The 859-nt window shown below is 30.6% G+C and carries 1 protein-coding gene; it reads left to right on the top strand.

Annotation, left to right across the window (positions count from 1 at the left end):
- On the top strand, window positions 1-770 hold a 770-nt coding region (locus RB298_RS25605), incomplete at its 5' end, for an asparagine synthase-related protein (protein ID WP_486049157.1).
- Window positions 771-859 lie beyond the last annotated feature (89 nt).

Genomic DNA, 859 nt, shown 5'->3' with positions numbered 1-859 from the left:
ATATAGAAGTGATAATTCGTGCATATGAACAGGAAGGGCTAGAGTGTTTAAAGGGGTTAAATGGAAAATACATTATTCTATTAATTGACAAGAAGAATAACGAATGGATAATTTCTAATGATAGATATGGTTTTGGTACATGTTATTTTTATAAGCAAGAGGAAACATATGCATTCTGTAATGCAATGCACCCATTAATTTCTTTAATTAAACAAGTTAGAATAAATAGAGATAGTATGAATGATTTCTTTAATTTTGGATATTTGTTAGGTAATAAAACTATGATTCAAAATATTGAAAAGTTAGAACCAGCGAGTATTATAAAGATTAATAAAGATGGTTGGCACTTCGAGAAGTATTGGGAATGGAATGATATAAAGAAAAAAGAACCACGAAATTATAATGAAGCTGTTAGAAGACTAGGGGAATTATGGATTGCATCAGTGAGAAAAATTGTTAATAAGCATAACTCTTTTTGTATTCCTTTAAGTGGGGGTTTAGATTCTCGAGCGATTGTAGCTGCAATAGATTACTTAGAAATGAATGACAAGATTAAGCTTACTTATACTTTTGGGAAGAAGGGAAGTTTAGATTACAAGATTGCAAAACAGGTATCTGAGATTTTAGGAGTAGAACATCAATTAATAGAACTAGATGCTACCTATTGGTGGAGAAACATAAGGAAAGCTGTTCGTAATTCTACAGGGGCTGTCAGTGTTATACATTCACATGCAATTGCTAGTCAAGAAACAGGTTTAAAGAATGTATAGATTAATGGTTTTATTGGTGACTTAGTTATAGGAGGAAGTTACCTTAATAAAAAGGTCATAAAGATGAATAATAATGAAGACTTAAACAG

This window comes from Priestia sp. BR_2 (assembly GCF_041954005.1).
GTDB lineage: Bacteria > Bacillota > Bacilli > Paenibacillales > Paenibacillaceae > Paenibacillus_AQ > Paenibacillus_AQ lautus_A.
The sequence above is the reverse complement of the archived record's forward strand: the minus strand, read 5'-3'. Positions and strand labels throughout refer to the sequence as shown.